Origin of the sequence: Elioraea tepidiphila DSM 17972 (assembly GCF_000378465.1) — a bacterium.
In the GTDB taxonomy this organism is placed as follows: Bacteria; Pseudomonadota; Alphaproteobacteria; order Acetobacterales; family Acetobacteraceae; genus Elioraea; species Elioraea tepidiphila.
Genome location: NZ_KB899915.1, coordinates 148,717 through 167,465 on the forward strand (window position 1 = coordinate 148,717; position 18,749 = coordinate 167,465).

Sequence of the window (18,749 nt, forward strand, 5' to 3'; positions counted from 1 at the left end):
GGCGCGGTTCGTGCGCGCGGACGGATCCCCCGCCGTCAAGGATGTCGTGCTGGTCGGCGCCGGCCACGCCCATGTCCAGGTGCTGCGCCGCTTCGCGATGCGCCCGCTGCCCGGCGTGCGGCTGACCCTGATCAGCCGCGAGCTGCACACGCCCTATTCCGGCATGCTGCCCGGCCTGATCGCCGGCCATTACCGCTTCGACGACGCGCATATCGATACCGCCCCGCTCGCCCGTTTCGCCGGCGCACGGCTGTACGGCGACGAGGTGACCGGGCTCGATCTCGCGCGCCGGCTGGTGCTCTGCCGGCAGCGCCCGCCGGTGCCCTACGACATCCTCTCGCTCGACATCGGCTCGCGGCCGAACACCGGGGCGGTGCCCGGCGCGGCCGAGCACGCGATCCCGGTCAAGCCGATCGACGGCTTCCTCGCCCGCTTCGAGGCGCTGCGCGCGCGCGTGCTCGCCGGGCGATCGCGCCGCGTGCTGGTGGTCGGCGGCGGCGCCGGCGGGGTCGAGCTGCTGCTCGCACTCGAACACCGACTGCGCCGCGATCTCGCCGCGACGGGCGATGACGCCGCACTCGGCTGCACCCTGGTCGCCGGTGCGACCGGGCTGCTGCCGGCCTTCCCGCGCGCCTTCCGCGATCGCTTCGTTGCCGTGCTGGAACGGCGCGGCATCGCGCTGCACGAGGGCGCGCGCGTCGCCGCGGTGGAGCCCGGCGCGGTCATGCTCGACGACGGGCGCGGCCGCATCCCGGCCGACGAGATCCTCTGGACCACCGAAGCCTCCCCGGCCGGCTGGCTCGCCGGGACGGGCCTCGCGCTCGACGCGCAAGGCTTCGTCCGCGTCGATGCGACGCTGCGCGCGGCAGGACGCGACGATGTGTTCGCCGCCGGCGACACGATCGCCTTCGACCCGCACCCGCTTCCGCGCTCGGGCGTCTATGCCGTGCGCGCCGGGCCGGTGCTGGCGGACAACATCCGCGCCGCACTGACCGGGCAGCGGCTGCGCCCGTACCGCCCGCAGCGCGACGCGCTCTACATCGTCTCCACCGGCGCGAAGCATGCGATCGCCACGCGCAACGGTCTCACCGTCGCGGGCGACTGGGTGTGGCGCTGGAAGGACTGGATCGACCGGCGCTTCATGCGCCGCTTCATCGCGCTGCCAGCGATGCCCGCGCCGCCGGCGGACGCGCCGCGCGCCGACGCCATGCGCTGCGGCGGCTGCGGCGCCAAGCTCGGCGCCACCACGCTCGCGCGCGTCCTCGGCGGCCTTGCGCCTGCGCCGAACCCGGACGTTCTCGTCGGGCTCGACGCGCCCGACGATGCCGCGGTGGTCGAGACCGGCGGGCCGCTGCTTGCCGTGCACACCGTCGATCATTTCCGCGCCATGATCGACGATCCCTGGCGCTTCGGCATGATCGCGGCCAACCACGCGCTCGGCGACATCCACGCGATGGGTGCGAAGCCGCACACCGCGCTCGCGATCGCGACCGTGCCGTTCGGCGACGAGGCGAAGGTCGAGGCCGATCTCGCGGCGATGCTCGCGGGCGCGAACGCGATGCTGCGCGCTTCCGGCTGCGCGCTGGTCGGCGGGCACACGGGCGAGGGTGCCGAACTCGCGCTCGGCTTCGCGGTCGAAGGCCGCGTTTCGCGCGACGCGCTGATGCGCAAGGGCGGGCTGGTGCCCGGCGACGTGCTCGTGCTGACCAAGGCGATCGGCACGGGCGTGGTGCTCGCGGGCCACATGCGCGGGCTCGCGCGAGCGCGCTGGCTCGAGGCGACGCTCGTCGCGATGTGCGTCCCGTCCGGCCCCGCCGCCGCGATCCTCGCCGCGCATGGCGCGCGCGGCATGACCGATGTCACCGGCTTCGGCCTGATCGGCCACCTCGTCGAGATGACGCGCGCGAGCGGCGTGGGCGCGGAACTCGTGCTCGACCGCATCCCCGTGTTGCCGGGCGCGCGCGAGCTCGCGGCGCGCGGTGTCGCCTCGTCGCTGCTGCCGCAGAACCTGCGGCTGCGCGAGGCGATCCGCGATCCGGCGGACGCCGAGGCGCTGCCGATGTTTCCGCTGCTGTTCGATCCGCAGACCGCCGGCGGCCTGCTGGCGGGCGTGCCCGCCGAACGCGCGGACGCCTGCGTGACCGCGCTGTGCGCGGCGGGCTACGCCGAGGCCGCCGTCATCGGCACGGTGCGGCCGCGCGCCGACGGCGCACCGCCGATCACCCTGCGCGCCTCGGCCGACGCGGCCTGACGCGGCTCAGCCGAACAGCTTCGCCGCGACCTCGGCGACGCGCTTGCCCTGGAACTTCGCGACCGCGAGCTCCTGCGGCAGCGCCTGGCGCTCGCCCTTCGGCCCGGCGATCATGCCGGCCCCGTACGGGCTGCCGCCTTTCACCACCGAGAGGTCCGAGAGTTCCGGCGCGCCATAGCCGGGCGGCACATAGACCATGCCGTGGTGCAGCAGGGTCACCATCAGCGTCAGGATGGTGCTCTCGTTGCCGCCGCCGACCGCGGTCGAGGTGAAGACCGAGCCGACCTTGCCGAACAGCTTGCCCTGGTACCAGAGACCGCCGGTCTGATCGAGGAAGTTGCGCATCTGCGCCGCCGCGTTGCCGAACCGCGTGGGCGCGCCGAACACGATCGCATCGTAGTCCGGCAGTTCCTCGACCGTGGCGACCGGGGCGGCCTGGTCGAGCTTCGCGCCCGCCGCCTTGGCGACGCCCTCAGGCATCAGTTCGGGCACGCGCTTGATGGTCACGGCCGCACCGGCCTCGCGCGCGCCCTCGGCGACCGCCTGGGCCAGCGTCTCCACGTGGCCGTACATCGAGTAGTAGAGGACGAGCACCTTCGCCATGATCCGCTCCCGTTGGATGTGTCGCGCGCTATCTGGCCGCGCCGCGGCATCGGGTCCAGATCATCGGCGCGATGGAGCGGATCGGCACGGCCGATGCAGCCGGCCCGGTTGGCACGGCCGGACCCATGGTGCAGGGTCGGGGCGAGGCATGGCGGACGGAGAACGGCAGATGGACGGGGGCACAGCGCCGAACGCGGTGGCGGCGGTGAGCGAGGGCCGGCTGTGGGACCGGCTGATGGCGATGGCGCGGATCGGCGGGTTCACCACCGAGGAGGGTGATCAGGGCGTGAACCGCCCCTGCCTCAGCGCCCTCGATCGCGAGGCGCGGCGGCTGCTGATCGGCTGGGCCCAGGCGGCCGGCGCGTCCGTCTCGGTCGATCCCGCGGCCAATCTGTTCCTGCGCTGGGAGGGGACGGATCCGTCGCTGCCGCCCGTGCTGACCGGCAGCCACATGGACAGCCAGCCGCATGGCGGGCGGTTCGACGGCATCTACGGCGTGCTCGCCGGGCTGGAGGCGATCGAGGCGCTGGCCGCCGCCGGGGTGCGGCCGAAGCGCGCCATCGAGGTGGTGGCCTGGACCAACGAGGAGGGAGGACGGTTCGCCCCCGGCTGCACCGGCTCGATGAGCTTCACCGGCTTCAAGCCGATGAGCGCGTTCGACGACATCACCGATGTCGAGGGCATCCGCTACGCCGATGCGCTGGCCGAGCAGCACGCCGAGGAGGCCGACCTGCCGCGCCGGCCGCTCGGCTACAGGCCGCATGCCTTCATCGAGGCACATATCGAGCAGGGGCCGCGGCTGGAGGCCGAGGGGCAGGAGATCGGCGTGGTCACGGGCATCCAGGGCAGCCGCTGGTTCACCGTCACCGTGGAGGGGCGGACGGATCATGCCGGCACCGCACCGTTGTCGCTGCGCCGGGATGCGGTGCAGGACGCGGTGCGCGCGATCGCAGCGTTGAACGTGCTGATGCACGATCCGTCCGATGTGCTGCGCTTCACGGTGGGCTCGATCACGACCGAGCCGGGCACGTCGAACACGGTGGCGCGCAAGGTGGTGTTCACGATCGATTTCCGCCATCCGGACGAGGGGGTCGTGCGGGCGCGCGGCGATGCGATTCCCGGCGTGGTGCAGGCCGCGCTGAAGACGTGCACGGCGCGGGTGCATGAGCGGTTCACGGCCATGCCGGTGGATTTCGGGCCGACGGTGCCGGAGGCGGTGGCGCGGGCGGCGGCGGCGCAGGGCCTGAAGGCGATCCGTCTGCCTTCGGGTGCGTTCCATGACGCGCAGTTCCTGGTGCCGGTCTGTCCGACCGGGATGATCTTCATCCCGTGCCGCGCGGGCGTGAGCCATCATCCGAGCGAGTACGCCGAGCCCGTCGCCTGCGCCAACGGCGCGCGCGTGCTGACGCAGGCCCTGTTGGATCTGGCTGGCACCTGAAGATGCCGGGGGGGGGGGCGTGAGGGAACCGCGCTCTGTTCCCTGTGTTGGGGGCCAAGGGCCGATGCGTTCTGGTCGCTTCGCTGGCCCGAGGACCAGCTCCGCGGTTCCCTTGCCCCCACCCCCCCAATCCCGATGAACTACTCCAGGCGGATGTTCTTCTCGCGGATCAGCTTGCCCCACTGGTCGTAGTCGCGCCGCATCACGGCACGCAACGCATCCGCGTCGCCCGCGACCGGCACGCCGCCCTGCTGCTCGAAGCGCGCGCGGAACTCCGGAACCGCCAGCGCCTTGCGCACCTCCTCCGCGAGCCGCGCCGCGATCGGCTGCGGCAGGCCGCGCGGACCGTAGAGCCCGTACCAGAAGCTGAACTCGAACTCGAACCCCGCCTCGCGCACGGTCGGCACGTCCGGCATCGCCGGCACCCGCCCGCCCGGCGTGCCGATCGCCAGCACGCGCACGCGGTTGTCGCGCATCGCCCCCATGACGGTCGCCGGTGCGGCGATCAGCATCGACACGCGCCCCGCCAGCAGATCCTGGAACGCCGGCCCCATGCCGCGATACGGCACATGCGTCATGCGCGTCCCGGCGAGATCCTGGAGGAACTCGGTGTAGAGATGCGGCGATGACCCCTGGCCCATCGAGCCGTAGAACACCTCGCCGGCCGGGCGGCTGCGCACGAGATCCACGAACTCCCGGAGCGTGCGCGCGGGCACGTCGTTGTTGACGACGATCACGCTCGGGTAGTCGACCATCAGCGAGATCGGCGTCAGGTCGGAGAAGATGTCGAAGCCGAGATTCGGGATCAGCGCCGGCGCGGTGGCGATCGAGTTGTCGCTCTGCAACAGCGTGTAGCCGTCGGCGGCCGCGCGCACGGCGGCCTGCCAGCCGATCACGCCGCCACCGCCGGAACGGTTCTCGACGATCACGCTCTGGCCGAGCTGGCTGCCGAGCTGCTGGGCGAAGGCGCGCGCGACGAAGTCGCTCGTGCCGCCGGGCGGATAGGTGATGATGATGCGGATCGGCCGCTCGGTCGGCCAGGTGCCCTGGGCGGCGGCCGGCAGACCCGCGGTGAGCGCGGCGGCAGCTCCCGCACCGAGCAGCGTGCGACGGTTCATCGGACGGTCTCCTTCCCTGCGTTGGTTCGGTTGGTCTGAGGCGACGGCGCGAGGTCCTCCGCCGCGGCGAGCAGCGCGGCATCGCCGCGCAGCCGGTACTTCTCGATCCGCTGCGTGGCGGTCTGCGGCAGGGCGGGTACGAAGGCGACGAAGCGCGGCACCTTGTAGGCGGCGAGCCGTGCCCGCACCCAGTCGGCGATCTCGGCGGCGGTCGCGTGCATGCCCGGACGCAGCACCACCGCAGCCAGCACTTCCTCGTCGCCGAGCTCGCTCGGCACGCCGATGGTCGCGACCTCGGCGACGGCCGGATGCGCGCCGATCACACGGTCGAGCTCCGCGCCCGAGATGTTCTCGCCGCGGCGGCGGATGATGTCCTTCTTGCGCGCGATGAAGCGGAGATAGCCGTCTGGCTCGCGCAGCATCAGGTCGCCGGTGCGGAACCAGCCATCGTGGAACGCCGCTGCGGTGGCCTCCGGAGCGTTCCAGTAGCCCTGCATCAGCGTGGGCGTGCGGAACAGCAGCTCGCCCGGCGTGCCGTCTGGCACTTCGTCGAGTGCATCGTCCACCAGTCGGAGCGCCGGACGCGGCACGGCGGGATCAGGGTGCGGACTGATCACCCCGACACTGCCGCGCTTCCGCTCGCCGTCGAACGGATTGGCGAGCGCGCCCGGAATCTCGGTCATGCCGTAGCCCTCGATCAGATGCGGCACGCCGAAGCGATGCGTGAACGCCTCGATCATCTCGTCGGTCAACGGCGCGATGAACGCCTTGCGCAGCCTGTGCCCCGGCACGAACTCCGACTCGGGGCGCAGCATCAGGATCTTCGCCGCCGCCGCCATCAGGTTGGTCTCGGTCGCACCCGTTTCGGCGACCGTGCGCCAGAAGGTCGAGGCCGAGAAACGGCGCGCGACCGCGATCGAGCCGCCGCAGGCGATCGCGCCGCAGGCGGAATAGAACAGCGCGTTGATGTGGAACAGCGGCAGCACGCAGAGCAGCCGATCCCCGGGCTGGAGATGCATGCGCGCGACGAAGGCCTCGCCGCTCAGCACGATGCCGCGCTGGCCGTGCATCACGCCCTTGGGGAAGCCCGTGGTGCCGGAGGTGTAGACGAGCAGGCAGGTGCGATCCGCACCGTCAGTGACCGGCGGCGGCGGCGCGGCGTGCGTGGTGGCGAGCGCGTCCGCCAGCAGTTCGACCGCCACGCCGTCCGCCCTCTCGTTCAGCAGCAGCCAGGGTTGCGGCGCGAGGCGGGCGCGCGCGGCCTCCGCCACCGCGAGCGTCCCCGGCGCGGCGACCAGCCCCGCGATGCCGGCATTGCCGAACACATACGCCGCCTCCTCGACGCCGTAGTCGGGATTCGCCGGCACCAGGATCGCGCCGAGCCGTGCGCAGGCGAACAGCAGCACCAGGGTCGTGGGATGGTTGGTCGAGAGCACGCCGAGCCGGTCGCCCGCGCCGATCCCGCGCGCGGCGAGCAGCGCGGCGGCCCGTTCGACCTCGGCGGCGAAACGGCCGGCGCTGATCGTCTCGCCCTCGAACAGGATCAGCGGGGCGTCCGGCTGCACCTCGACGCGGCTCGCGAGAAAATCCGCGAGCGAGGCGTCGTGCCCGCGGAAGCGCCGCAGAACTGTGAGCGGCGCGAGACTCATCGCCCCGTGCCCTCGGCCGGGCCGTCATAGGCGAGAGTGGCGATCGCCTGATCGGCGAGCCGGAAGCCGAGCCGGCGCTCGGTCTCCTCGGCGAGATGCGCGATCAGCGCCGCACAGCGCGCGAGCACGGGGATGCCCTTCAGCGCGGCGGCGGGGTAGCCGGCATCGAGCAGCAGCGCCGGGATCGCTGCCGAGACATTGGCCGGCAAGGCGCGGCCATAGACCGGCTCGACCAGGCGCTCCAGCGCGGCAAGCGCGGCAATGTGCCGCCCGGCAACACCCCACTCGTGGGCGAGCGCGACCAGCCGCGCGGCGCGCGGATCGCCCGCCTTGTGCGTCGGGTGGCCGAAGCCGGGCAACGTCGCGCGGGTCTCGCGCAGACGGATCAGCGCGGCCCGCGCCGCCGCCTCGATGTCGGTCTCGGCAGCGATCTCGGCGAGCAGCCGCCCGGCCACCTCAGCCGAGCCGAGCACGACCGAGCCCGCCCCGAGCAGCCCCGCCGCGACCGCGCCCTGCAACGCCTCCGGCGCGCCGGCGAGCGTCATGCGCGCGGCCTGCACCGAGGGGACGAAGCCGTGCTCGGAGATCGCGACCATGGCCGCGTCGGTGGCGCGGCGCAGCGTCTCCGACGGCAGCGTGCCGGTGAGCAGCAGCAGGAAATGCTCGGTGAGCGAGATCCGCCCGATCAGCCCCGAACACAGGTCATGGCCGCGGATCACCACCCGGTCCGCATGGACCTCGGAGATCGCGGTCGAGTAGGGCCGGGCCTTGCTCATGGCGCGAATGAGTCCTCCCTTGGCCGCTTGACTTTCTTCGCTATGCGAAAAATCATGCGTTATGCGAAGGATAGTGGGAACGGCGCCTAGGTCAACCACCCCGCGCGATCGTGAGTTCGTGGCCGGACTCGCGCGCGGGCTCGCCGTGATCGAGTGCTTCGGCGCGGACGCACCGGAACTGACGCTCTCCGAGGTGGCCGCCCGCGCGGGCCTGACGCCGGCGACCGCACGGCGCGCGCTGCTGACGCTGGAGACACTCGGCTATGTCCGCCAGCACCGGCGCCGCTTCGTGTTGAGGAGCCGCGTGCTGGCACTCGGCGCGGCATTCCTTGGCGCGATGAACCTGAAGGATCTCGTCCAGCCGCATCTCCAGGCATTGAACGCGCGCTTCGGCGATGCCTCCTCCCTGACGGTGCTGGAGGGCAACGACGTGGTCTATCTGGCGCACGCGGCGATGGAGAAGCGCGAGCGGCGGCTACGCCAGTCGGTCGGCTCGCGCCTGCCCGCGCACGCGGCCTCGACCGGCCACGTCCTCCTCGCGCATCTGCCGCCCGACCGTCTTGCCACCTATCTCGCCCAGGCGCCGTTCCCGGCCTACACCGCGCGCACGCCGGTCACCGCCGAGGAGCTCTCGGCGCTGCTGACGGCGGTGCGGGCGCAGGACCATGCCGCGGTCTGCGACGTGATCGAGTACGGGGTCGTTGCGGTCGCCGTGCCGATCCGCGATGCCGCGGGGCGCGTGTTCGCGGCGATCAACTGCTCGGCCGATTCCACGCGCGTACGCCTGCCGGAGATGGTCGAGACGCGTCTGCCGGCGCTGCGCGACGCCGCACGCGAGATCAGCACGGCTCTGGAACGTTTCCCCGCGCTCGCGCACTCGGTGGGCGTGTAGCCGCTACAGCGCCGGCCGCCCCGCGACCGCGACCGACAGCGCGTCCGCATCGAACAGGCGCCGCGCGGTCCGCCGCGCATCCTCGACCGTCACGGCCGCCAGCCGCGCGAGCCGGCCGGCCAGCCACTCCGGGCCGCGGCCGAGCTGCTGCAACGCCACCAGCGTGCCGGCGATCTGCGGCGTCGAGGTGAAGCCCAAGGGGAACGAGCCCGACAGGAACGCCTTGCCGGAAGCGACCTCGTCCTCGGTCGGGCCGTCGGCGGCCATGCGCGCCCACTCGGCGCGCAGCAGCGAGAGCGTCTCGCCGAAGCGCGGGTTCTCGGTCGAGACCGAGCCCAGGACGAGCGCCGCGCCGCGGAACGGCACCAGCGAAGTGCCGATGCCGTAGGTGAGGCCGCGCTTCTCGCGGATCTCGGTCATCAGCCGCGAGGAGAACCCGCCGCCGCCGAGGATCCAGTTCACCACCTGCGCGGCTTCCCAGTCCGGATCCTCGGGCGGGATCGCGCCGTGACCGAACAGGGCCGCGGCCTGCGGCGCGTCGCGTTCGATCACCGCGAGCCCGAAGGGGCGGGGGGCAGGCAGCGGCGGCACGGGCGCGGCTTCGCCCTCGGGCACGGCATCGGCGAAGGCGCGATCCAGCAGTGCGCCGAGCCCCGCCGCGTCGATGGCCCCGGCCGCCGCCGCGACCAGCGACCCACGGCGGAGCTGGGCGGCCATGGCCGCGCGCAGGTCGTCGCGGCCGAGCGGGGCGATCCCCGCCTCGGTGCCGCCCGACGGCCGCGCGAAGGGGTGGCCCGGCACGCTTTCGGCCCACCAGCGCCGCGCGGCCAGGGTGCGGGGCTGCTCGGCCTCGCGCCGCAGCGCGATCGTCTTCTGCGCCTTCACCCGCGCCACCGCCTCGCCATCGAAGCGCGGCTCGGCGAGCACGAGCGCCAGCATCTCGGCGCCGAAGTCGCGCTCGTCCTCCAGCACGCGCAGCGTGCCGGAGAGGCTGTCGCGATCCGCGCTGAAGGAGAGGCTGACGGCGCGGTCGCGCAGGAGCGAGGAGAACGCGGCCGTGTCGTAGGGGCCCGCCCCCTGGGTCAGCAGGGAGGCGGCGAGATCGGCCCGCCCCTCCTGCCCCGGCGGGTCGAGCGCGGCACCGCCGGCGAAGGCGAAGGAGAGGGCCACCACCGGCACCGAGCGGTCCTCGATCAGCCAGGCCGGGATGCCGCGCGGCGAGACGATCGCCTGCACCGGTACCGACCAGCCGGCATCGGGGCTGGCGTCGGCGCGCGCGCTCATGCGCGGCGCTCGCCGGGCATCAGCCAGCCGGTCACCGCGGCGTCGCGCCGCAGCACCGCACGCGCCGCCTCGACCACGCGGGTGGGTGTCACAGTCGCGATGCGTGCGGGCCACTGCTCGACGTGATCGAGCGGCAGATCGACCGCCAGCGTCGCGCCGATCGTGCGCGCGCCCCCCATGAGCGAGTCCCGCGCGAACGCCGCGCCCGCCGTCATCTGCCGGATCGCCTGCGCGACCTCGGCGTCCGTCACGCCTTCGTCGAGCAGCCGCGCGATCACCTCCCCGACCGCCTCCTCGATGCGCGCGGGCTCCACGCCCGGGCGGGGATTGGCATGGAGGCCGAACTCGGTCGCATCGACCGTATCGCCGCCATAGGAGGCCGAGGCCGAGGCCGCGAGCCCCGGATCGACCAGCGCGCGCCAGAGCCGGCTGGTCGGGCCGGAGCCGAGGATGTGCGCGAGCACCTGCAGCGCGTCGCTCTCGTCGGGTTCGGCGCGGGCGCTGGGGGCCAGGAACAGACGCGCCATCTGCGGCTCGCGCACGCGCGGATCGGGCAGGACGAGGCGGCGCTCACCCTCGGCCGGCGGCTCCTGGGGACGGACGCGCTCGACGCGCGGGCTCGGCGGCGCCTGTCCGTAGGTCGCCTCGGCAAGCCGGCGCACCTGTTCGGTGGTGACGTCGCCCTGCACCACGAGGATCGCGTTGCCCGGGCCGTAGAAGCGTTCGTGGAACTTCAGCAGCGCCTCGCGCGGGATCGCACGGATCTCGTGCTCCCAGCCGATGATCGGCCGTCCATAGGGATGGTTGAGGTAGAGCAGGGTCGCGAGCCGCTCGCGGAAGCGGCGCGTCGGCACGTTGTCGATCACCTGCCGCCGTTCCTCGAGGATCACGAGCCGTTCCGACTCCGTCTCGCGCGCATCGAGCGCGAGGTTCGCCATGCGGTCCGCCTCCATCCGCATGACGAGCTCCAGCCGGTCGGCGGCGACCTGCTGGAAGTAGCCGGTGTAGTCATGGCCGGTGAAGGCGTTGTCGCGGCCGCCCTCGCGCGCCACGCGGCGGGAGAACTCGCCCGGGCCGAGCGTGGTCGTGCCCTTGAACATCATGTGTTCGAGGAAATGTGCCATGCCCGAGAGTCCGGGCGGCTCGTCGGCGCCGCCCACCCGGTACCAGACCATGTGCGCGACCACCGGGGCGCGGCGCATCGGGATCACCGCCGCGGTCAGCCCATTCGGCAGGGTGAAGGTCTCGGCGCCGAACACCGGCGTGCCGGTCGGGCGGGCGGGCGCCGGGGTGGACGCGGCAAGCATCGCGGCGGCCGGCAGGCCGGCGATCACGGTACGGCGGTCGAGTTCGGGCATGGGTCCCTCCGCGCGGAGACATGGCCGCGCGGCCGCGTCGCGTCCAGGCGCGAGGTCGTGAGGGAGGTCAGAACAGGCCTTCGAGCAGGCCCCGGCGGCGGCGCTGGATGATCGGCGTATCGCCCTCGGTGACGTCGCGGCCGAGCGCGGCGGCCTCGCGCAGGCGCTGCGCCTCGCGCTGCGGATCGACCGCGACCCCCGGGGTTTCCGGGCGGCGCCAGAACAGCAGCCGGTCGGTCAGCGTCCGGTCGCTCTCGGCCAGCAACGCGCGGTCGGTCTCGATCTGCTGGCGCAGATCGGGCGGCGGTGTCGGACCCGCGGCGGCGAGCAGCGCGGCCTCGCCGGCGGAGACCCCCGCCCGGGGCGCCAAGGGAACCGTGCCCGTCACGGTACGCGCGACCAGAAGACCTTGGGCGGCATCGCGCGCCGCCATCTCCTGCGGCCGCGGCGCGCCGGGGCGCGGCGGGCGGAGCCCGAACTCGGGCGGCATCGACAGCGGCGCCTGGGTCTGCACCTGGAACTCGTCCGGCGGATCGCGGGTGAAGCCGAAGGTGCGCGCGGTATCCCCGCCGCAGGCCGCCAGCAGCGGCGCGGCGAGCACGGACACCAGCAGGAGGCGGCTCGTCATCCTCCCTCCCTAGCGCCGGGCTGTGGCCGGAGCAAGGCGTGCGCGAGCAGCAGGATGACGCCGATCACGATCGCGCTGTCGGCGACATTGAACACGTACCAGTGCCAGCCGAAGGCGTGCAGGTCGACGAAGTCCACCACCGCGCCGAAGCGGACCCGGTCGATCACGTTGCCGATCGCGCCGCCGAGCACCAGCCCGAGCGCGAGCGCGGTCCAGCGGTCGGGCGCGCGGGCGAGCCAGACGGTCAGCGCCACCACCACGGCGAGCGCGATCGCGGCGAGCGCCCAGGGGTGCCACCAGGCATCGCCCGCAAGCAGGCCGAAGGTGACACCCCGGTTCCAGACCATGGTGAGGTTCATGAAGGGCGTGACCTCGATCCGTCCCACGTCGGGCAGGCGGACGATCTCGAGGATCCACCACTTCGTGGCCTGGTCGAGCACGAGGATCAGTGCGGCGAGGGCGAGGCCGAGGCGGAGCATTCCGTCAGGCGGCGCGCCGGGCCAGCACCCCCGACGTCACCGCGTCATGGCAACGGTCGCAGAGGCCGGGATGATCCGCATGCGACCCCACCTCGGGCAGCACCTTCCAGCAGCGCTCGCATTTCAGACCCGCCGCCTTCCCGGGCAGCACGAACACGCCCGGGATGGCGTCGATCGAGAAGCCGTTCTTCTGGGCCTCCAGCCGCTGGTGCGCGCTCGGGTCCAGCGCCATGGCCGAGGTGATGCAGATCTCGGCCCAGCCCTCGGCATCCAGCAGGGACCGATCCGCCTCGGGCATGACCAGCAGCGGTGCCGCCTGCAGCGAGGCGCCGATCCGGCCCTCCGCCCGCTCGCGCTCCAGCGCGCCGGTGACGACACGGCGGATCTCGCGGATGCGCGCCCAGCGTGCCGCGAGCGCCTCGTCGCGCCAGGCGGGCGGGATCGCCGGGAAGGTCTGGAGGTGCACGCTCTCGTCCTCGCCCGGGAAGCGCGCGAGCCACGCCTCCTCGGCCGTGAACACCAGCACCGGCGCGAGCCAGGTGACGAGGCAGCGGAACACGTGATCCAGCACCGTGCGGCAGGCGCGCCGGCGCGGGCTGTCGGCGCGGTCGCAGTAGAGCGCGTCCTTGCGGATGTCGAAGTAGAACGCGCTGAGGTCGGTCGCGCAGAACCCGTGCAGCTCGGCGAACACGCCGGTCCACTCGAAGGTCTCGGTTGCCTCGCGCACGCGGCCGTCGAGCTCGGCGAGCCGGTGCAGCACCCAGCGTTCGAGCTCGGGCATCTCGGCGACGGGGACGCGCTCGGCCTCGTCGAACGCATCGAGCGCGCCCAGCAGCCAGCGCAGCGTGTTGCGGATGCGCCGGTAGAGCTCGGCCTGCTGCTTCAGGATCTCCTTGCCGATGCGCAGATCCTCGGTGTAGTCGGACGCCATCACCCAGAGCCGCAGGATGTCGGCGCCGTACTCGGCGATCACCTCCTGGGGCGCGACGGTATTGCCGAGCGACTTCGACATCTTCCGCCCCTGCTCGTCGACGACGAAGCCGTGGGTGAGGATCGCGTCGTAGGGCGCGCGGCCGCGCGTGCCGCAGGCCTCCAGCAGCGAGGACTGGAACCAGCCGCGATGCTGGTCCGAGCCTTCGAGGTAGAGATCGGCCGGCCACTTGAGCGCGTCGTTGCCTTCCAGCACGAAGGCGTGGGTCGATCCGGACTCGAACCAGACCTCGACGATGTCGCGGATCTGCTCGTAGTCCTCGGCGTTGTAGTCGTTGCCGAGGAAGTCCTGGGCCGGGCGCGTCCACCAGGCATCCGAGCCTTCGGTCTCGAAGATCGCGACCGTGCGCGCCATCACCTCGGGGTCGCGCAGCGGCTCGCCCGTGCGCCTGTCGACGAAGATCGCGATCGGCACGCCCCAGGCGCGCTGGCGGCTGATGCACCAGTCCGGGCGCGAGGCGATCATCGCGCGCAGCCGGTTCTGGCCCTGGGCGGGGACGAACCGCGTCGCCTCGATCGCGGCGAGGGCCGGCGTGCGCACGCCCTTCGGCCCGTCCATGGCGATGAACCATTGCGGGGTGTTGCGGAAGATCAGCGGCGCCTTGGAGCGCCAGGAATGCGGATAGGCATGGACCAGCGTGCCGCGCGCGAGCAGCGCGCCCGACTCCGCCAGCGCCGCGCAGACGGGATCGGCCGCCTTGTAGACATGCACGCCGGCGAAGAGCGGCACGTGCGGCAGGAACAGCCCGTCGCCGCCGACCGTGTCGGGCGTGGGCAGGCCGTGCGCCTGGCCGAGCTGCCAGTCGTCCTCGCCGTGGCCCGGCGCGATGTGCACGAAACCCGTTCCGGCCTCGGTCGTGACGAAGTCGCCCGGCAAGGCGGGCACGTCGAAGTCGTAGCCCTTGCCCTTGAGCGGGTGCACGCAGACCGTGCCGGCGAGCTCGCGCCCCTTCAGCACGCGCCGGACCACGTGCTGGGTGACGCCGATCGTCTTCTCGACCTCCGGCCAGAGCGGCAGCGCCACCAGCAGGTGCTCGCCGATGCAGGCGGAAGCCCCCTCGGCCACGCCCTCGACGACGACGAGCGCGTAGTCGATGTCCTCGCCATAGGCGACCGCGCGGTTGCCGGGGATGGTCCAGGGCGTGGTGGTCCAGATGACGATCGAGGCCTGCACGAGATCGGGCGCCGGCGCCGAGACGATCGGGAACTTCACCCAGACCGTGGTGCTCTTGTGATCGTGGTACTCGACCTCGGCATCCGCGAGCGCGGTCTTCTCCACCGGGCTCCACAGCACCGGCTTCGCCCCGCGATAGAGCGAGCCGTTCAGAAGGAACTTGCCGATCTCGCCCGCGATGATCGCCTCGGAGCGGAAGTCCATCGTCGAGTAGGGGTGCCACCAGTCGCCCGCGACGCCGAGACGGATGAACTCCTCGCGTTGCACGCCGAGCCAGTGCTCGGCATAGGCGCGGCACTCGGCGCGGAACGCGACCGGATCGACCGCGTCCTTGTCGCGGCCGGCCGCGCGGTACTGCTCCTCGATCTTCCACTCGATCGGCAGGCCGTGGCAGTCCCAGCCCGGCACGTAGTTGGCGTCGTAGCCCGCCATCTGCTTGGCGCGGTTGATGACGTCCTTCAGCACCTTGTTGAGCGCGGTGCCCATGTGGATGTTGCCGTTGGCATAGGGCGGCCCGTCATGCAGGACGAATTTCTCGCGGCCCTTGGAGGCTGCGCGGAGTCGTGCCCAAAGGTCCATGCGCGCCCAGCGCTCGAGCAGGGCGGGTTCGCGCCTGGGCAGCTCGCCCCGCATCGGGAAGGCGGTCGCGGGCAGGAAGACGGTGTCGCGGTAGTCGCGCTTGCTGTCGCTCATCGGATCGGTCCGGTTCGGAGGCGTGGCGTGGGGCGTGACCCGGCGCTCTCAGCCGAGCGCCGGGACCGTAATTCGTGCGTGCCGCGACCCGTGCATGGGCGAGCGATACCGCCCCGGTGCCGGGCGGTCAACGAAGCCCGCGGTCACGAGACCAGCTTCAGCCCGGCGACCCCGGCGACGATCACGGCGATCGCCGCAATCCGCGCCGCCGTGGCGGGTTCGTCGAACAGCATCATGCCGGCGATCGCGGTGCCGGCGGCGCCGATGCCGACCCAGATCGCGTAGGCGGTGCCGATCGGCAGGTGGCGCGCGGCGAGCCCGAGCAGGATCACGCTCGCGGCCATGGCGGCGACGGTGAGGCCGGTGGGAACCGGCCGGGCGAGCGACAGCCCGTGCGAGAGCTTCAACCCGACGGCCCAGCCGATCTCGAGCAGGCCGGCGAGGAGGAGATAGACCCAGGGCATGGACGGCACCCTTCAGCGGTCGGGGCCGTCCCCGGTTGATCGGATGCTGGCGGGTCGTCCCGCCGGGACTGATATAGGCGGCGCGCCAGCGGGCCTCGATGGTCGGGCCTGCATGGCTGCCATGGAGAAGGGGCGGTCCCGCAGGACCGCCCCCCGAAACGCAACGCTCGACTGAACGCGGTCGGCGGTCAGACAGCCTTGCGGCGGCGCGCGGCGAAGCCGAGGCCGAGCAGCCCCATGCCGAGCAGCGCCAGCGAGGCCGGCTCGGGGACATTGCGGGTGTCGCGCTCGACGCTGCCGACCAGCCAAGCGGGGTTCTGGCCGTTCTCCCTGGTCCAGAACTCGGTGAGCGCCGGATCCGTCAGCGGGTTCCCGCCCACATTGATGAAGCCCTTGATGTTCAGCGTGTAGAGATCGCTGCCGATCAGGAAGCTCTCGGAGGACGGGTTCGCACCGAAGGTGACCCGGTCGGCGCAGCCGCCGGCGTTGACGCCGACGCCGTTCGGGCCGCCGTTGGCGCACGGGTTGGCGCTGTTCGGCGTCTCCCAGTGATTGAAGTCGAACAGGAACACGCGCGGGTTGCCGGCGACCGGGTTGCCGTCCACGGCCACATCGGCGGTGATCCTGAGCTGAATGCTGGTGATCGACGTGCCGGTGGGAATCGGGAAGTTCTGGTGGTTGAAGGTGCCGAGGACGAAGGGCGACGGCGTGGGCGGAACCGGCACGTTCAGCGGATCCCCGGTGAGCGTGAAGTCGTAGCCGCTGTCCGTATTGGGGTTCCCGGTCCCTCCCCACCGCGCCGTGGCCGGGTCGTTCGTCACGTTCCGAACACCATTCGTCGTCACGTTCGCGGCAGGCGTGCCGTTGATCCACTCGATCGTGAGGTTGCTGAACGAGACGATCGCCGCGTTCGCCGTCCCCATGCTTAGGGCCAGAACCGCGGCTCCGGCCAACAGTCCCAAACGGTTGCTCATGTCGTTCCCCCTCCTGAAGCGCCGCACGGTCTCCTGACCCTGCGACGAAGCCCACGGCGCGGCCATCCGCGCCCTGCGTTATCGGGAGTGCAAGGTTTGTGCCACTCTCATAACGTATTGAAGACATTGGCATTCGATTCGGCTCAGCAGCGATCCACGCCGAGGTGTAAAGTTTTCCGACACGATCCGGCCGCTCCATGCCGGCCCCCTCATCACGACAATGCCGTGCAGGAGCGCCGTTCGGACAATCCTCGCCTCACCGGTACGGTATCAGCCTGGCTCAGGACCGGCCCTCAAGGCGACATCTCTTGACACCGGCGGGAGACGCACAGCACTCCGACGCGGAGATGAACACGATGGAGTTCAAGACAGGCTCGGACGGGTCGGGAAACAGTTCGAAATGCCCGAAATACTGGCTCAATACCATGTCACCGATCGCTTATGAAAATCTTGTCATACCTGTATCACGCATGCGGGTGTTGGAATTCCTTACAGTCACGCACCGACACAACCGTTCCGCGCCGGTCAGCCTCCCGCCAGCAACGCCCGCGCCTCCGCCGCGTCGCGCCGCATCTGCGCCACCAGCGCCTCCAGGGTCTCGAACCGCGCCTCGTCGCGCAGGAACGCGCGCAGCCGCACCCGCATCGCCGCGCCGTAGAGGTCCGGCGCGACGTCGAACAGGTGCACCTCGAGCAGCGGCTCCGGCAGCGGATTCACCGTGGGGCGCAGGCCGAGACTCGCCACCCCGGGCCACCAAACCACCTCGCCCTCCAGGCCGATCACCCCCGCCTCGACCGCATAGATGCCCAAACGCGGGACGAGATGCCGGCCGAGCGGAATGTTGGCGGTCGGGAAGCCGAGCGTGCGGCCGAGCGCGGCGCCGCGCGCGACCGTGCCGCGGATCTCCCACGCCCGGCCGAGGATCGCCGCCGCGCGCGCGCAGTCGCCCGCCTTCAGCGCGTCGCGCACGGCGGTGGACGACCAGACCAGCCCGCCGGGGGCGGCCGCCTCGGGCACGATCGACACGCCCATGCCGTGCGCCGGGCCGAGGGTCGCGAGCAGCGCCGGCGTGCCGGTGCGCCTGTGGCCGAAATGGAAGTCCGGCCCGCAGGCGAGATGGCGCGCGCCGAGCCCCTCGGCCAGCACCGCGTCGATGAAGGTCTCGGCCGGCATCCGGCTGAAGGCGAGGTCGAAGGGAAGCTGGTAGAGCAGCTCGACGCCCAGCGCCGCCAGCGCCTCCGCCTTGGCCTCGGCGAGCGTCAGCCGAAAGGGCGGGTCCGCCGGGCGGAACACCTCGCGCGGGTGCGGCTCGAAGGTGAGCGCGGCGAGCGGGATGCCGCGCCCGTGCGCGGCCTCGGCGGCGGCAGCGATCACGGCGGCGTGGCCGCGATGCACGCCGTCGAAATTGCCGAGCGCGACGGCGGCGCCGCGCGCGTCGGCCGGAAGACCGGAAAACTGCTGGAAGATGCGCACGGCGGGGAAATGGCCCGCCGGCGGGGAACGGTCAATTCAGGCCGCAGCCGCCTTCGGGGCAGCCACCGCGCGCGCCGGCACCATCACCAGCGCCTCGCCCTCCACCACCGGCTTGCCGCCGACCGTGCAGACCGTGCGCAGCGTCGCCCGCTTCTTCTCGCCGTCGAGCGAGACGACCTCGCAGGTGGCGGTGACCGTGTCGCCAATCCGCACCGGCGCCTTGAACTTCAGGCTTTGCGCCAGATAGACCGTGCCGGGGCCGGGCAGCTTGGTGCCGAGCACGGTGGAGATGAAGGCGGCCGACAGCATCCCGTGCGCGATCCGCCCCTTGAAGACCGTCTTTTCGGCGTATTCCGCGTCCAGATGCACCGGGTTCATGTCGCCCGAGACGCCGGCGAACAGCACGATGTCGGACTCGGTGACGGTTCGCGAGAAGGACGCGCTCATCCCCTCGGACAGATCCTCGAAGCAGATGAACCCGTTGCCGGCCGTACCTGACATGAAC

General features: G+C 72.2%; 16 protein-coding genes. 3 read left to right on the forward strand and 13 right to left on the reverse strand.

Features of this window, described 5'->3' with window-relative positions:
• Window positions 1–10: 10 nt before the first annotated feature.
• Window positions 11–2,251, forward strand: a complete 2,241-nt coding sequence (gene selD, locus F563_RS0106585; RefSeq protein WP_026299380.1) for a selenide, water dikinase SelD — start codon at window positions 11–13, stop codon at window positions 2,249–2,251.
• A 6-nt stretch (window positions 2,252–2,257) separates the two neighbouring features.
• On the opposite strand, the gene wrbA is transcribed toward selD, so the two are convergent.
• Window positions 2,258–2,854 (reverse strand): NAD(P)H:quinone oxidoreductase, encoded by a 597-nt coding sequence (wrbA, locus tag F563_RS0106590; RefSeq protein ID WP_019013863.1) that lies wholly within the window; start codon window positions 2,852–2,854, stop codon window positions 2,258–2,260.
• Between the two features lie 169 nt (window positions 2,855–3,023).
• On the opposite strand from wrbA, the gene F563_RS0106595 reads away from it, so the two are divergent.
• Window positions 3,024–4,292: a M20 family metallo-hydrolase gene (locus F563_RS0106595; RefSeq protein WP_019013864.1), complete on the forward strand. Its 1,269-nt coding sequence runs from the start codon at window positions 3,024–3,026 to the stop codon at window positions 4,290–4,292.
• A 140-nt stretch (window positions 4,293–4,432) separates the two neighbouring features.
• Here the strand turns inward: F563_RS0106595 and F563_RS0106600 are convergent, their stop codons facing one another.
• From F563_RS0106600 to F563_RS0106610, 3 genes are read right to left on the reverse strand one after another with little or no spacing between them, the layout of a single operon-like run.
• Window positions 4,433–5,410 (reverse strand): Bug family tripartite tricarboxylate transporter substrate binding protein, encoded by a 978-nt coding sequence (locus tag F563_RS0106600; protein ID WP_019013865.1) that lies wholly within the window; start codon window positions 5,408–5,410, stop codon window positions 4,433–4,435.
• Window positions 5,407–7,059 carry a class I adenylate-forming enzyme family protein gene (locus F563_RS0106605; protein ID WP_019013866.1) on the reverse strand — a complete coding sequence of 551 codons (1,653 nt, stop codon included), beginning with the start codon at window positions 7,057–7,059 and terminating at the stop codon, window positions 5,407–5,409. The genes F563_RS0106600 and F563_RS0106605 overlap by 4 nt, the downstream gene beginning before the upstream one ends.
• Window positions 7,056–7,835, reverse strand: a complete 780-nt coding sequence (locus F563_RS0106610) for a citryl-CoA lyase (protein WP_019013867.1) — start codon at window positions 7,833–7,835, stop codon at window positions 7,056–7,058. Before F563_RS0106610 ends, F563_RS0106605 begins: the two co-directional genes overlap by 4 nt.
• A 118-nt stretch (window positions 7,836–7,953) precedes the next feature.
• Between F563_RS0106610 and F563_RS0106615 the strand changes: the two genes are divergently transcribed.
• Window positions 7,954–8,727, forward strand: a complete 774-nt coding sequence (locus F563_RS0106615) for an IclR family transcriptional regulator domain-containing protein (RefSeq protein ID WP_019013868.1) — start codon at window positions 7,954–7,956, stop codon at window positions 8,725–8,727.
• A 3-nt stretch (window positions 8,728–8,730) separates the two neighbouring features.
• Here F563_RS0106615 and F563_RS0106620 read toward each other — a convergent pair whose 3' ends face one another.
• The 9 genes from F563_RS0106620 to F563_RS0106660 all read right to left on the reverse strand — a co-directional run bounded on the left by F563_RS0106620 (window position 8,731) and on the right by F563_RS0106660 (window position 18,745).
• Window positions 8,731–10,011: a M16 family metallopeptidase gene (locus tag F563_RS0106620; protein ID WP_019013869.1), complete on the reverse strand. Its 1,281-nt coding sequence runs from the start codon at window positions 10,009–10,011 to the stop codon at window positions 8,731–8,733.
• A complete protein-coding gene (locus F563_RS0106625) occupies window positions 10,008–11,369 on the reverse strand; it encodes a M16 family metallopeptidase (RefSeq protein WP_019013870.1) in 1,362 nt (453 codons plus the stop codon). Before F563_RS0106625 ends, F563_RS0106620 begins: the two co-directional genes overlap by 4 nt.
• Before the next feature lie 67 nt (window positions 11,370–11,436).
• Window positions 11,437–11,997 carry a DUF3035 domain-containing protein gene (locus F563_RS0106630; protein WP_019013871.1) on the reverse strand — a complete coding sequence of 187 codons (561 nt, stop codon included), beginning with the start codon at window positions 11,995–11,997 and terminating at the stop codon, window positions 11,437–11,439.
• On the reverse strand, window positions 11,994–12,476 hold the full coding sequence (gene lspA / locus F563_RS0106635; protein ID WP_019013872.1) for a signal peptidase II: 483 nt from the start codon (window positions 12,474–12,476) through the stop codon (window positions 11,994–11,996). The genes F563_RS0106630 and lspA overlap by 4 nt, the downstream gene beginning before the upstream one ends.
• Window positions 12,477–12,480: 4 nt before the next feature.
• A complete protein-coding gene (gene ileS, locus F563_RS0106640; protein ID WP_019013873.1) occupies window positions 12,481–15,333 on the reverse strand; it encodes an isoleucine--tRNA ligase in 2,853 nt (950 codons plus the stop codon).
• Between the two features lie 143 nt (window positions 15,334–15,476).
• Window positions 15,477–15,797: a DMT family transporter gene (locus F563_RS0106645; protein WP_019013874.1), complete on the reverse strand. Its 321-nt coding sequence runs from the start codon at window positions 15,795–15,797 to the stop codon at window positions 15,477–15,479.
• 188 nt (window positions 15,798–15,985) lie between these two features.
• Window positions 15,986–16,771, reverse strand: coding sequence for a THxN family PEP-CTERM protein (locus F563_RS25310; RefSeq protein ID WP_211211380.1), 786 nt, complete (start codon window positions 16,769–16,771; stop codon window positions 15,986–15,988).
• A 525-nt stretch (window positions 16,772–17,296) separates the two neighbouring features.
• Window positions 17,297–18,244, reverse strand: a complete 948-nt coding sequence (locus F563_RS0106655) for a bifunctional riboflavin kinase/FAD synthetase (protein WP_019013876.1) — start codon at window positions 18,242–18,244, stop codon at window positions 17,297–17,299.
• A 36-nt stretch (window positions 18,245–18,280) separates the two neighbouring features.
• The gene (locus F563_RS0106660; protein ID WP_019013877.1) at window positions 18,281–18,745 is read right to left on the reverse strand and encodes a MaoC family dehydratase; all 465 of its coding nucleotides are present in this window, start codon (window positions 18,743–18,745) and stop codon (window positions 18,281–18,283) included.
• Between the last annotated feature and the right edge of the window lie 4 nt (window positions 18,746–18,749).